At 63.1% G+C, this 11806-nt stretch carries 16 protein-coding genes and 1 pseudogene; 9 read left to right on the plus strand and 8 right to left on the minus strand.

Annotated features, from left to right (window positions below; translation table 11 throughout):
- Positions 1-468, plus strand: a 468-nt coding sequence (locus EOA85_RS14435) for an AI-2E family transporter (protein WP_164759658.1), incomplete at its 5' end; no start/stop codon positions are given.
- Here the strand turns inward: EOA85_RS14435 and EOA85_RS14440 are convergent.
- The 3 genes from EOA85_RS14440 to EOA85_RS14450 form a co-directional block, all read right to left on the minus strand.
- Positions 456-1352, minus strand: a complete 897-nt coding sequence (locus EOA85_RS14440; RefSeq protein ID WP_127209887.1) for a DMT family transporter — start codon at positions 1350-1352, stop codon at positions 456-458. The two genes, EOA85_RS14435 and EOA85_RS14440, sit on opposite strands and share 13 nt — an antisense overlap.
- A 127-nt stretch (positions 1353-1479) precedes the next feature.
- Positions 1480-2244: an arginyltransferase gene (locus tag EOA85_RS14445; protein WP_029353973.1), complete on the minus strand. Its 765-nt coding sequence runs from the start codon at positions 2242-2244 to the stop codon at positions 1480-1482.
- Positions 2245-2379: 135 nt separating this feature from the next.
- Complete coding sequence (locus EOA85_RS14450; protein WP_095521744.1) at positions 2380-2850, minus strand: RDD family protein; 471 nt, start codon at positions 2848-2850, stop codon at positions 2380-2382.
- 198 nt (positions 2851-3048) lie between these two features.
- On the opposite strand from EOA85_RS14450, the gene sthA reads away from it, so the two are divergent.
- Positions 3049-4437, plus strand: coding sequence for a Si-specific NAD(P)(+) transhydrogenase (sthA, locus tag EOA85_RS14455; RefSeq protein ID WP_065008032.1), 1389 nt, complete (start codon positions 3049-3051; stop codon positions 4435-4437).
- Between the two features lie 9 nt (positions 4438-4446).
- Here the strand turns inward: sthA and EOA85_RS14460 are convergent, their stop codons facing one another.
- Entirely contained in the window at positions 4447-5121 is a 675-nt protein-coding gene (locus EOA85_RS14460) for an alpha/beta hydrolase (protein ID WP_127209888.1), read from the minus strand.
- Here EOA85_RS14460 and EOA85_RS37460 point away from each other — a divergent pair.
- Together EOA85_RS37460 and EOA85_RS14465 are read left to right on the plus strand one after the other, a co-directional pair.
- On the plus strand, positions 5056-5313 hold the full coding sequence (locus EOA85_RS37460; RefSeq protein WP_164759656.1) for a hypothetical protein: 258 nt from the start codon (positions 5056-5058) through the stop codon (positions 5311-5313). The two genes, EOA85_RS14460 and EOA85_RS37460, sit on opposite strands and share 66 nt — an antisense overlap.
- Before the next feature lie 12 nt (positions 5314-5325).
- On the plus strand, positions 5326-6501 hold the full coding sequence (locus EOA85_RS14465; protein WP_127209889.1) for an OpgC family protein: 1176 nt from the start codon (positions 5326-5328) through the stop codon (positions 6499-6501).
- Positions 6502-6511: 10 nt separating this feature from the next.
- Here the strand turns inward: EOA85_RS14465 and EOA85_RS14470 are convergent, their stop codons facing one another.
- On the minus strand, positions 6512-7594 hold the full coding sequence (locus EOA85_RS14470) for a LacI family DNA-binding transcriptional regulator (RefSeq protein ID WP_127209890.1): 1083 nt from the start codon (positions 7592-7594) through the stop codon (positions 6512-6514).
- Between the two features lie 141 nt (positions 7595-7735).
- Here EOA85_RS14470 and EOA85_RS14475 point away from each other — a divergent pair, with 141 nt between their 5' ends.
- Positions 7736-7939: a hypothetical protein gene (locus tag EOA85_RS14475; RefSeq protein ID WP_164759657.1), complete on the plus strand. Its 204-nt coding sequence runs from the start codon at positions 7736-7738 to the stop codon at positions 7937-7939.
- Positions 7940-7941: 2 nt separating this feature from the next.
- Positions 7942-8103 (plus strand): hypothetical protein, encoded by a 162-nt coding sequence (locus EOA85_RS37465; RefSeq protein ID WP_164759659.1) that lies wholly within the window; start codon positions 7942-7944, stop codon positions 8101-8103.
- A 49-nt stretch (positions 8104-8152) separates the two neighbouring features.
- Here EOA85_RS37465 and EOA85_RS14480 read toward each other — a convergent pair whose 3' ends face one another.
- Positions 8153-8527, minus strand: a complete 375-nt coding sequence (locus EOA85_RS14480) for a DUF423 domain-containing protein (protein WP_127209891.1) — start codon at positions 8525-8527, stop codon at positions 8153-8155.
- Between the two features lie 41 nt (positions 8528-8568).
- Positions 8569-9828 carry a multidrug efflux MFS transporter gene (locus EOA85_RS14485; protein ID WP_127209892.1) on the minus strand — a complete coding sequence of 420 codons (1260 nt, stop codon included), beginning with the start codon at positions 9826-9828 and terminating at the stop codon, positions 8569-8571.
- Positions 9829-9991: 163 nt separating this feature from the next.
- Between EOA85_RS14485 and EOA85_RS14490 the strand changes: the two genes are divergently transcribed.
- Positions 9992-10657 carry a GntR family transcriptional regulator gene (locus EOA85_RS14490; protein WP_127209893.1) on the plus strand — a complete coding sequence of 222 codons (666 nt, stop codon included), beginning with the start codon at positions 9992-9994 and terminating at the stop codon, positions 10655-10657.
- A 57-nt stretch (positions 10658-10714) separates the two neighbouring features.
- Entirely contained in the window at positions 10715-10975 is a 261-nt protein-coding gene (locus EOA85_RS14495) for a DUF982 domain-containing protein (RefSeq protein ID WP_029353958.1), read from the plus strand.
- A gap of 55 nt (positions 10976-11030) precedes the next feature.
- Here EOA85_RS14495 and EOA85_RS14500 read toward each other — a convergent pair whose 3' ends face one another.
- The gene (locus tag EOA85_RS14500) at positions 11031-11189 is read right to left on the minus strand and encodes a hypothetical protein (protein WP_127209894.1); all 159 of its coding nucleotides are present in this window, start codon (positions 11187-11189) and stop codon (positions 11031-11033) included.
- 196 nt (positions 11190-11385) lie between these two features.
- Between EOA85_RS14500 and EOA85_RS14505 the strand changes: the two are divergent.
- Positions 11386-11806: pseudogene (locus EOA85_RS14505) on the plus strand (lipopolysaccharide biosynthesis protein); the annotation flags it as partial.

Genomic DNA, 11806 nt, shown 5'->3' on the forward strand with positions numbered 1-11806 from the left:
GTAGTGCTGGGCGTGGCCTACTGGCTGGCCGGCGTGCCGTCGCCGGTGACGCTCGGCGCCCTGACCGGCATCATGGCCCTGATCCCCGGCGGCGCACCGCTGTCCTTCACGCTTGTTTCGATCTATCTCGCCGCCAGCGGCTCGCCGATGGCCGGGTTGGCGCTGTTCATCTGGGGGAGCGTCGAACTGTTCATCGTCGACAAGACATTGCGCCCGAAACTGGTCGGCGGCCCGATAAAGCTGCCGTTCCTGCCGACCTTTTTCGGCCTGATCGGCGGCGTCAAGACGATGGGCTTTCTCGGCCTGTTCATCGGCCCGGTGCTGATGGCATTGCTGGTCGCGATCTGGCGCGAATGGCTGCGCGAGGTGGAATTGGCCGACGAACTCGCCCCCGCAGCACCGGCGGAGATGGAAGGGTCGCCGCCGCAAATCGAAATCGTTGCCGAGAAGAAGTCTCAGGCCGGGTGACTGACCGCAAGGCTTGCGCGGCGCTTGCGCCCCTCATGCAGCTGCCACAGCGAATGGGCGACCAGCGTGACGATCAGGATCGCGCCGCCGATCAGGCTGTTGCGCGACGGCGTCTCGGCAAAGATCATCCACATCCAGACCGGCGCCAGCACGGTTTCGAGTAGATAGAACATCGCCACTTCCGGTCCCGAAATATATTTCGGCCCGTTGGCGAGGCAGAAGAACGAGATCGGCATGATTACGGCGCCGTTGAAGATGATCCACCACGGCGCGTTCACCTGAAGGCCTTCGCCTGAGACCATGAACAGTGCGACGGCCAGGGGCAGGATCACGCCGACCAGCGATGTGAACCCCATGTCCTTGCCGCTGGCGCGCGAGATGGTGATGGCCAGCGAGATGAAGAAAGCCGAGCACAGCGCCATGAGATCGCCGAACAGGTGCCCGGTGCCGATCGAATCGCCGACGATGATCGCGACGCCGACAATCATGACCAGCATCGCGGCCACCGTGACCAGTCGTGGCCGCTCCTTCAGGAACAGCCAGGACAGCAGTGCCGCGAACACGGTGTTGAAGGCCAGGATGAAGACCAGATTGGCGGTCGTGGTATAATAGATGCTGGTGACGAAGGTGACCGAGGTCAGCCCATAGCATATCGCGACAACGAGCCCCGACCAGCCGGGGACGAGCTGCGGCGCGTTCCTGCTCAGCGAGCGCCAGACGGCCCAGACGATCAGCGCCGCGACCAAGGTGGTGCCCGTGCGCAGCAGGAGGATCGTCCACGCGCCGCCGTCGGCGAGCCGGATCAGTGGAATGTCGATGGTCAGCATCAGCCCGCCGATGGCGGTGATGAGAAGGCCCTTCTGGTGATCGTTGTGGGACGACATGGCAATTCTCGCAATGATGTGGAGGCAGGCGCAAAATTGGCCCAGCGTCTGTCGTTCCAGCCAAGCGGCCGAAAACCAGCGGCATCCTCCTTGAAACAGTTTTAAGGATGGTTGGCGAAAGGGCGGATCAGCGCGAAACCGCTTCGTGGTCGTAGCGTTCCCAGCCTTTCGGGCCGAGATGCTCCTGCGGCATGAAGCGCATCTTATAGTTCATCTTGCGCGAGCCGTTGACCCAGTAGCCGAGATAGACATGGGGCAAGCCCATCGCCCTGGCGCGGGCGATGTGGTCGAGGATCATGAAGGTGCCGAGCGAGCGGTCCTCGAAGTCCGGATTGAAATAGGAATAGACCATCGACAGGCCGTCGGCCATCTTGTCGGTGAGCGCCACCGCGATCAGCTCGCCCTGGCCCTTGCCGGTGATGAAGCTGTCGGGGCCGCGGCGCCGGTATTCGATGACCTTGGTATCAACATGGGTGTCCTCGACCATCATGGCGTAGTCGAGCACCGTCATGTCGGACATGCCGCCGCGGCGATGGCGGGCATCGAGATAGCTGCGGAACAGCGAATACTGCTCGGTGGATGGTTGCGCGTCGTGCATGGCGCCGATGAGGTCTGAATTGTGCTGTATCACCCGCTTCATGTTGCGGCTGGCAGTGAATTCCTGGGCCAGGATGCGTACCGAAACGCAGGCGCGGCAGGTCTCGCAGGCCGGCCGGTAGGCGATGTTCTGCGATCGCCGGAAGCCGCCTTGCGTCAATAGGTCGTTCATCTCCGGTGCCTTGTCGCCGACCAGATGCGTGAACACCTTGCGCTCGAACTGGCCCTCAAGATACGGGCACGGCGACGGCGCGGTCAGGAAGAACTGCGGCGACTGGGTAGGATGGTGCGTCATCGAACCTTGGAAACACTCCTGCGAATCATACCTTTGGCGCGCACGGCGAAAAATTCAACAGGATTGTGAAGGCGTGGGTGATCGGAAGCCGTCACTTTGCACACAAATGCGCGCGGGACTCGTAAAAAAGCTGTTTCAGCGGTCACTGCGGCTGACCACCGTGCCCAGCAGCAGGTCGTGCAGCGTGCGCTTGCGGTCGGCAAACAGCGACACCAGAAGGACCAGCGGCGTCAGGATGACGTTGCCGGCCCAAAACAGCACCGAATGCACCACGGCCGTCAGCCCGTCGATGCGGGTGCCGTCCAGACGGTCGAGCCGGATCCCCATCATCTTCATGCCTGTCGTGGCCTGGTCGGCGCTGCCGAGCGTGTTCCAGATGTAGAGGATGGCGACGGCCGGCACGAGGACGGAAAACAGCATCCAGCCGAGGCCGAGCGTCAGAATCCCGAGCAAGAACACCAGGATCGCGAACGGGATGGTGAGCAGCGCGACGATGCAATAGTCGATGATGAAGGCGAGGACACGCCGCCTGCGCACGCCATCATAGGCCCTGATATCATCGAGCCTGGTGGTGATGATTTCGCCGTCGAGAACGCGCGCGTTCATGTCATTCCTCGTAATCAGGCCCGGGATAGGGTGCGGGCCGCCTGGTTTTGAAATGGTGAAGTCTTGCTGCGGAATCAAGATCAAGCCTTTCCGCGACATGCGGTGGGAAGCAGCGCCGGGCACAGCCCGAATCGGTTGAATTTGGAGCGCCGATGGCGTTAGCTTGCTGCAGCGCAACAAAGCGCAGGCGAGGGCGACATGGACTACGACATGCTGGTCATCGGCAGCGGCCCTTCCGGGCGCCGCGCCGCAGTGCAGTCGGCCAAGCTCGGCAAAGCCGTGCTGGTGGTCGACAGGGGCCGGCGGCTTGGCGGTGTCTCCGTGCACACCGGCACCATCCCGTCGAAGACGCTGCGGGAAACTGTGCTCAACCTCTCCGGCTGGCGCGAGCGCGGCTTCTACGGGCGCGGCTACCGGGTCAAGCAGGACATTTTGGTCGGCGATCTGATCGAACGCCTGCACAAGACGCTCGATCACGAGGTCGAGGTGCTGCAGCACCAGTTCATGCGCAACACGGTCAAGAGCGCACGCGCCGCTGTCAAGTTTCTCGGTCCCAACAGAGCGAGCCTGACGACGGACACGGGCGACTATAGCGAAGTCGGTTTTGCGCATGCGCTGATCGCGGTCGGCACCCGCCCGCACCGGCCGCGCGACGTGCCCTTCGACAAGACTCGTGTCTTCGACAGCGACGAGATGCTGGAGCTCGAGCGCCTGCCGCGGACACTGACGGTGATTGGCGCCGGCGTCATCGGCGTGGAGTACGCGACGATCTTTTCGGCGCTCGACGTGCCGGTGACGCTGGTCGAACCGCGCAACACCATCCTCGATTTCGTCGACCGCGAGATCGTCGACGATTTCATCCATCAGATGCGCGACCGCGGCATGACGATCCGGCTGGGCAGTGCGATCAAGGAGATCGCCTCGAAACCGGACTATGCCGAGGTGACGCTTGCCGACGGCCGCACCATTCGCTCGGAGATGGTGCTTTATGCCGCGGGGCGCACCGGCAATGTCGGCGCGCTCGGTCTGGACGTGGTCGGCATCGAGGCTGATTCCCGGGGCCGCATCAAGGTCGATCCGCAGACCTTCCGGACCAGTGCGCCGAACATCTATGCCGCCGGTGACGTCATCGGCTTTCCGAGCCTCGCCTCCACCTCGATGGAACAGGGCAGGGTGGCCGCCTGCCATGCCTTCGGCGTGCCCTTGCCGCCGCCGCCGGAAACCTTTCCCTACGGCATCTACGCCGTGCCGGAAATCTCGACCGTCGGCCAGTCCGAGGAGCAGGTGCGCGAGGGTGGCGGCGCGTATGAGGTCGGCGTGGCGCGCTTCCGCGAGACCTCGCGCGGCCATATCATGGGCGTCAACACCGGCTTCCTGAAGCTTCTGTTTTCGATCGAAACGCGCCGGCTGCTCGGCGCGCATATCGTCGGCGAGGGCGCGACCGAACTGATCCATATCGGCCAGGCGGTGATCAATCTCGGTGGCACCGTCGATTTCTTCGTCAACAACACCTTCAACTATCCGACGCTGGCCGAAGCCTACAAGATCGCCGGGCTGGACGCCTGGAACCGGATGGGGCGAGGGTAAAATCTCGGCTCATCGATTTGCCTGCGCGATGACCGTTGCCGGGCCTGCCAGCCATTGCCTGACGATTTCAGCATCCCGATCGCCGATTTCGTGACCGGAGGCGACGGTGTGGGCGTCGACCTGGGCGCCATGCCGGCTGAGCAGTCCGACCAGCGCGAGTGCGAAGGGCCCGTAGGTCAGGTCGGCGGCGCCGGATATGATTGCCACCCGTGTCTTGCGGAGGTCCGCCGGCGGCACCTCGTCCAGCACGGGCATGGGCCGCAGCAACGCTGCTCGCGCGATGAGTTGCGGATGCAGCAGCATCACGCTTGAAACCAGGTTCGCGCCGTTGGAATAGCCGAGAAAAATCGCCCGGGAGAGGTCGAGGCCGTGGCGTTTCGCGGCTTCCGTGATGAAGTCAGCGAAAGCGGCCGCTTCCTTGCGGATGCTACCCTGTTCGAAGCGTATGGGCGAGATGCGTCTGAACCAGCGGAAACCGTCCTCCTGGGCGATACGGCCACGCACTGCCACCACCACCGCGTGCGGTGCGATTTGCTGCCCCAGCGCCACCAGCGTCGTCTCGTCGACACCGGATCCATGTAGAAGAAAAAGGCATTCGCCGGTTGGTTCTGCTGGTCTGTGGAGGCGATAGAAAAACGGCAGGTCGCGCCGCAAAAAGCCGTCTTCCGGAGGTTTTTCGGCCATACTTGCATCCTTTTGATTTCGCGTCGTTTTTGTTCATTTGCCGGCTTCAAAACGGAATATTTTCGGGCTCCTTCAAAGTTGATTGAACCGGGCGCATTTCCGTCCGTTTGTTCGCGATATGCTCCTGCGGGAGGAATCGAAGCGGTGCGTCGGGCGGTCGCATCGATCGCCGGCATGAACAACCAGCTTTGAGGCCTTTTATCGATGACCATGCCAAATTCGGAACGCGATACGCGTATCGATGTGTTCCGCGCTCTCGCTCTGCTAATCATATTTGTCGACCATGTCCCGGGCACGGTTTTCGAAACCCTGACCTACAAAAATTTCGGCTTTTCGGATGCCGCGGAAGCCTTCGTGCTGATCTCCGGCATGTCCGTTGCGCTCGCCTATGGCTCAAAATTCCAGACCGGAAACCGGCTCATGGCGATTCTGAAATTGTGGCGTCGCGCCGGTGTGCTCTATGTCGCCCACATCGTCACGACGATGGTGGTGGTGGCCATTTTCTGCGCGGCGGCGGTGTTCGAGAAGCGGCCGGACATGCTGACGCTGATCAACATCGAACCATTGATCAGGAACCCGCAGCAAGTGCTGATCGGCATCGTCACGCTTGGCCATCAGCTCGGTTACAACAACATCCTGCCGGTCTATGCGGTGCTGCTGCTGATGGCGCCAACCTTCCTGCTGTTCATCAGCTACAGGCCCGTGGCGGCGCTCGCGATATCGGGAGCTCTGTGGCTGGTTGCCGGGATCTATCAGATCGCGCCGCCGAATTATCCTGAGCCCGGCTTCTGGTTCCTCAATCCGCTGTCGTGGCAGTTCCTCTTCAACATCGGCCTGGCGAGTATGCTGCATATCAAGCGCGGCGGCACCATTCCGGTCAACCGTTGGCTGGTCGGCACGGCGGCGGTCTATGTCGCGGCGGCATTGATTTGGGTGCACAGCCCGCTATGGGGGCACGTGTCGTGGCTGAACCTGCCGGTGGTGCTGACCGGCTTCGACAAGACATTCCTGTCGCTGCCGAGGCTGGTCCACATCCTGGCGGTGAGCTACCTGATTATGGCCTTTCCTTCTGTCTCGAACCTGTTCCGCACCAGTCGCGACCATCCGCTCGCCATATTGGGCAAACGTTCGCTGCCGGTTTTCATCGCCGGCACGGTGATCGCTATGGTGGCGCAGGTGATGAAGCTGATCAACCCGGGCGGGTTTGCCTATGACAGTTTGCTGATCGCCGCCGGAATCGCCATGCAGTTCGCGCTCGCTTATTATCTTGAATGGCTGTCGGGTATTGGACAGTCCGGTAAGAGCAAGCCGGTCCGTAGCGAGGCGCCGCCTGCCCATACGCCCTTCGGTGTGGGGGCCATGGCGACTAGCAATCCGTAAGCGTCCGGGTTCAAGCTGTTTTGGGCGGCGGTCCGGAAGATGCCCTGACGACAAGCTCGACGCCGAGCGTCTCACGCCGCACCGTGCCGTCGAAATCAAGGATCGTTCGTGCCGCCCGGCGGCCGATCTCGGCGATCGGCTGGGCGATCGTGGTGAGCGCAGGATCGCAAAGCGCCGCGTCCGGCACGCCATCGAAGCCGACGATGGAAACGTCGCCGGGAACCGAGAGGCCACGTGCCTTCAGCCACTCGATGGCGATCATGGCGATCCTGTCCGACATCGCCAGGATGGCGGTGGGCGGCTCGGCCGAGGCGAATACCGTTTCGAGGCCCGCTCTGGTGCTGGCCTCGTCGTTCTCGGTCTCGAAGACCGGTACACTGGCTGTATCCACGCCGAAGCGGGAGAGCTCCTCGAAATAGCCTGCATAGCGGTCGCGTGTTCCCGTGTAGACCGCCGAGCGGACCTGCTCTGGTGTGACCAGACCGGTGCGGCCGTCGGCGAGGGCAAGCGACAGCACGGCGAAACGGCGATGACCAAGCTCCGCCAGATGGCGTGCCGCCATGCGAGCGCCGACGACATTGTCGACGCCGATCGCCGAGACGGTGTCGTCCTCGGAACCGAGCTCGAGCGCCACGAAGGGGAGCTTGCGTTCGCGCGTCAGCTCGACGAGGCGCGGACCTCCCTCGATGCAGAAAAGAATGAAGCCGTCGACCAGGGCGCTCTGGATGTTCCAGGCAAGCTTCTCCTGGTTGCCGGCCGATACCAGCGCGATGCCGGCGCCGGTGGCGTCACATGCCTCGGAAATCCCGGCCATCATCGCGCGGGCAAAGGGGTCGTCGAAGAAATAGGCGAGGGGCTCGGTCGTGGCGACGCCGATCGCGTTGGCCTTGCCGGCGCGCAGCAGCCGGCCCTTGGGGTCGGGCCCGGCATAACCCAGCGCCTCGGCGGCCGCCTTGACCCGTTCGCGGACCTCCTCGCGCACGATCTCAGGGCGGCTGAACACGTTGGAGGCGGTGCCGTGCGAAACCCCGGCGGCCTTGGCGATGTCGGCCAGCCGGATGGGTCTTGTATTGCTTTCGGTGGATGACGCCATTTTTGCCTCCAGACTCCTCTCTATCACTTTCGTTGGATCGATTCAAATTTTTGCTTGACATTGGTGCGGTTGGGCGTATCTTTGAATCGATCCAAGCCCGATGCCACTTGTCGGTTGGATCGATTCAGGAAGGAGACAGCCATGCACCCCGTCAACTATCTTTTCGAAGACATCTATCGCAACGACTGGAGCATAACCTCGAACGCGGTGACCCGGGACACGGCGCGGCAGGGCCGGCCCGTGGATCCGCGATCTGCGTTTTCTCGTGGAGCGCAAGCGGAGCTGATCGGCACGGCATTTTCGGGTCTCTCGATTGGATCGATTCAAGTCAAAAAAGGAGCCTAGCCATGCATCCGATCAATCATCTGTTCGAAGACATCTATCGCAACTATTGGGGCATCTCGCCGGCCATCGATAGGCCGGAGCGGCGCCGCCTGACCAAGCCGGGTGCACGCAATCGCGACCTGCCGGTCCGGTCCGAACGGCAGGATTGGTCATCGTCTGACTGATCGTCGTTTGGCGGAAACGGGCCCCGGCCGTTTGCCCGCAAGCGCCATCTCAGGAGCGCGGGCGCATGAGCGCCGAGGTTGCAACCGCCAGCCAGCCGGCGATGAGCAGGGTGCCGCCGATCGGCGCCGACATCGGGAAAAGCCGCGAGCCGAGAAAGTCACGGGCGAGGAGATCACTGCAGAACAATACAAGCCCGACAAGAAGGACAAGGCTTGCGCTTCGCAGGATCCGGTTTGCGCCGACGTGGCCGACGGCAAGAAAGACCGGCGCATGCATGAGCAGGAAGGACGCGGCCGTGCCGACGAAAGCGCCGCCCAGGTGCGCGGCCGCGGCGGAGAGTGCCACGCCGGCCGCGCCGCACAGGCCGCCAGTGAAAATGAGAATGCGGCCACTGCCGCTTGCTGGCTGCTCGGCCGTGCTCATGTCTCTGGTCTCCGTCAAGTAATGATAGCTCGCGAACGGTGTCACGACTTGCCCGCCTGCACCAGCATGTCGCGCGCGCGTCGCGACTGGACCACCCAGTTATACGCAGCTCCGCCTGCCATCAGCACGGATGTGCCGAGAAACACCGCGCTCATCCCGAAATGACCGCCGACGAAGCCGCCGAGCAGTGGTCCGGCGACCTGTCCGACATATTGCGCCGAGATCGATAGGCCGAGCACATTGCCGCCGACGCCGTCCGGAACATTGTGGCGGATGACGCTGGTGATGCAGGGCAAAAGACCGCCAAGCGCCAGCCCCATCAGGAAACGCAGGCCGACGAGCTGCCAGCCCTGCGTGACGAAGGCTTGCGGGATGAGCAGCAGTGCCGAGACGGCAAGCGCCCCAATGATGACGTTCCAATGGCCGACGCGGTCGGCGAGTTTTCCGAGACGCGAGGCCGACAGAATGGCGCCAAGTGCTGCCGCCGACATGACGACGCCGGAGATCAGCGTGACGCGGCTTTGATCCTCTATGAGCTGTTGGACGTAGACCGTGATGATCGGCTCGATCGACATTGTGGCGAAGCTCAACAGCGTGCCGGTCGCCAGCATGGCGACGACCGGGCGCTTGTCCGAGATTTGCGACCAGCCGCGTTTCGGCTTCTCAGTCGATGCTGATTTGTCGGCTACCGGGCGAGGGTTCTCCTCAATGAGAAAAGTCGTTGCCAGGAACGCCAGGAAAATGACGCCGCCGGCGAGCAGGAAGGTTGCGCGGATGCCGATCAAAGGCGGCAGCGCGCCGCCGAGCAGGGGGCCGACGAGGGCGCCTGCGGTGATGCCGGCCGACAGCACGCCAAGCGCCCAGCCTGACCGGTCCTTCGGCGTCTGCATGGCGACGAGAATGGTCGAGCCCGAGGAATAGCCGCCGGCGAAACCGATCAGCAGGCGCAGCAGCACCAATTGCCAGACAGTCTCCACCATGCCGGTCAGCGACATGCAGACGGCCATGCCGAAACTGGCACGCACCAGCATCAGCTTGCGGCCGTAGCGGTCGCCCAGCCGTCCCCACAGCGGCGCCACCAGCGCGGCGGCGAAGAACGTCGCGCCATAGGCGATGCCGGACCACTGCACGATCGCCGCGTGCCCCTCGGCACCCAACTGCTCGACGTAAAGCGGCAGGAAGGGCAACAGCAGCGTCATCGCGACAAGCGTGCTGAACGAGCCGGCAAAGCACACGGCGAGATTGCGGCGCCAGTGGATGTTGTGGGCGCCTTGCGTGGCAGGGGTGGCGTCTTGCGGCATGTCCTGTCCTGTCCGGCAAGTCTGTCGGCGGCTTGCTGCAGATACCGTTTTGGGATACCAAATTGGTATCCGTCATGGACGCAAGCTCGACGGCTGTCAATGCGGCGCTCTCAACGCTGAGCAGCGACCAGATATCCAGAACAAATAGCCAGAACGGAACACCATGTCGCAGATGCAGAATGTCGAAAAACACCTTCGCGGAATGATCCTCGGCCTCGAGATCGGCCCGGGCGAGCGGCTGACGGAGCGCTGGATCGAAAGCCGCTTCGGGGCCTCGCGTACGCCGGTCAGGGCAGCATTGCTGCGGCTCGAGACGGAAGGTCTGGTCTGCCGCGACGGGCGCGGCTGGACGGTATCGCCGATCAACCTCACCGAGCTCGAGCAGATCGCCGTTTACCGCGAGGCGGTCGAGGTGGCGGCGGTCAAGCTGACTTGTGCCTTGGAGGAGAGGAGCGCCGTCGACGTCATCGAAGCGATGCTGGACTCCTGTGACGCCGGCACCCCGCGCGAGGAATGGCATCGCGTCGGCATGGATTTTCACATCAAGCTGGCACGCCTGTCCGGCAACGAGTTCCTGCTCAGGGCGGTTCGCGATGCCATGACGCGCCTGTCACGCGCCCGTTGGCTGGAGGTGCGCGACGAGGCGGCACTCGGGCGTGCCTGGGCCCAACACCGTGCCATTCTGGCAGCGGTGCGGACCGGCGATGCCGATGAGGCGGCACGGCGGCTTTCGGCCCATATCGTCGGCAGCCGCGACCGGCTGGTGATGTCATTGCACAATGACCGGCGCGGCCTGCGCGCCAGGGGATTTGCCGTCGTCGCGGCGTGATTGCGGAGGCAACACTTTCGCCCTCGCTTCGCGGGCGCCGATGGCATAAGAGCGGCGATGGAAAACAACCGATTTGAAACACCCGTGACCGTCAAGTCGGGCGCGGAGGGAACCACTCAGCTCTTGCGTACCGTCCGCGAGGCTTCCGATTACCTCCTCAACAGCTGGCCCGGCAAGCGCAGTCCAAAGCATCGCGAAGCGCTGCAGGCCTGCCATGATGCGCTGGCCGGCGACAAACCGGCGATGACCGCAAGGCGCGCCTTCATAGCCGCCGCGCGCGAGGTGAACGTGTTCGTCAGCGACAAGGCGCCGGCCTGAAGACGCAGCGGGATTCCTAGGCCAAATCCGATCCGCCTCGCGGGCCGGATGCGTTTTACTCTGCCGTTTCCGTTTCGGTCTCGGACGTGGTCTCGTCTTCGGGTTTCGAACGTTCCTTGGCTGCCACCTTGGCCGCCTGCTTTTCCGCCTTCTTGGCGGCCTTCTGCCGGTCGCGTTCCCTGCGTTCCTGGCCGTAATTCGGTGCTCGCGCCATACCTCTTCCTTTCACAATCCCAAGGTTCTTAGCCCTGCCTAGGAGCATTGGGCTCCAAACACAACACCGCAAAGAGCGATCGGCTCCATACACAGCCGGCAGGCTAGCTGAACACGGTTCTGTGGCTTGCAAGAAGGTCGGCACAATGGTGTAGGAGGGGCCCGGGGGCAAATCACAAGCCTTTATCAAGTGACCGATGGCCACCCTTCAAAGAAACGTACAGAAGCTATTCTACTATGCGCGCAATGCCGTACGCGATGTTGCACCGCAGGCGCTGTTCCGCCGCAGGCTCGCCGGGCTGCTCGATCAGGCCAGGCTTTCGGATGGATCGGTCCGCGCGCGTCTCAATTATTGCAATAGGTTGCAGGACCCTTTCGCGCCGAGCGCCGGCGCCGTGCCGGTCAGCCTGCTGCCGAGAGGCCGGAGCATGTATTACTACGATCTGAAGGAATTTGCCCGCTACTTCGATCCCGATTTGCGCATCGACTTCGAATTCGGCGACGTCATTGAAGTGCCTGCGATGCCGTCGATCGTCAAGGATCGGCCGATCGCCGGCGACAACAAGAACGGGGTCCTGTTCAAGCTCAACAAGTTCCGCCACTTCCACATGCCCGCCG

The sequence above is a fragment of the Mesorhizobium sp. M5C.F.Ca.IN.020.29.1.1 genome (genome assembly GCF_003997375.1).
GTDB lineage: Bacteria > Pseudomonadota > Alphaproteobacteria > Rhizobiales > Rhizobiaceae > Mesorhizobium > Mesorhizobium wenxiniae.

Excerpts from the sequence above, each read along its gene's own strand:
- EOA85_RS14490 (WP_127209893.1), top strand. The coding sequence starts at position 9,992 with ATGTCGCAGATGCAGAATGTCGAAAAACACCTTCGCGGAATGATCCTC.
- EOA85_RS14500 (WP_127209894.1), bottom strand. The coding sequence starts at position 11,189 with ATGGCGCGAGCACCGAATTACGGCCAGGAACGCAGGGAACGCGACCGG.
- EOA85_RS14450 (WP_095521744.1), bottom strand. The coding sequence starts at position 2,850 with ATGAACGCGCGCGTTCTCGACGGCGAAATCATCACCACCAGGCTCGAT.
- sthA (WP_065008032.1), top strand. The coding sequence starts at position 3,049 with ATGGACTACGACATGCTGGTCATCGGCAGCGGCCCTTCCGGGCGCCGC.
- EOA85_RS14460 (WP_127209888.1), bottom strand. The coding sequence starts at position 5,121 with ATGGCCGAAAAACCTCCGGAAGACGGCTTTTTGCGGCGCGACCTGCCG.
- EOA85_RS14470 (WP_127209890.1), bottom strand. The coding sequence starts at position 7,594 with ATGGCGTCATCCACCGAAAGCAATACAAGACCCATCCGGCTGGCCGAC.
- EOA85_RS14445 (WP_029353973.1), bottom strand. The coding sequence starts at position 2,244 with ATGACGCACCATCCTACCCAGTCGCCGCAGTTCTTCCTGACCGCGCCG.
- EOA85_RS14495 (WP_029353958.1), top strand. The coding sequence starts at position 10,715 with ATGGAAAACAACCGATTTGAAACACCCGTGACCGTCAAGTCGGGCGCG.
- EOA85_RS14440 (WP_127209887.1), bottom strand. The coding sequence starts at position 1,352 with ATGTCGTCCCACAACGATCACCAGAAGGGCCTTCTCATCACCGCCATC.
- EOA85_RS14475 (WP_164759657.1), top strand. The coding sequence starts at position 7,736 with ATGCACCCCGTCAACTATCTTTTCGAAGACATCTATCGCAACGACTGG.
- EOA85_RS37465 (WP_164759659.1), top strand. The coding sequence starts at position 7,942 with ATGCATCCGATCAATCATCTGTTCGAAGACATCTATCGCAACTATTGG.
- EOA85_RS14485 (WP_127209892.1), bottom strand. The coding sequence starts at position 9,828 with ATGCCGCAAGACGCCACCCCTGCCACGCAAGGCGCCCACAACATCCAC.
- EOA85_RS14480 (WP_127209891.1), bottom strand. The coding sequence starts at position 8,527 with ATGAGCACGGCCGAGCAGCCAGCAAGCGGCAGTGGCCGCATTCTCATT.
- EOA85_RS14465 (WP_127209889.1), top strand. The coding sequence starts at position 5,326 with ATGACCATGCCAAATTCGGAACGCGATACGCGTATCGATGTGTTCCGC.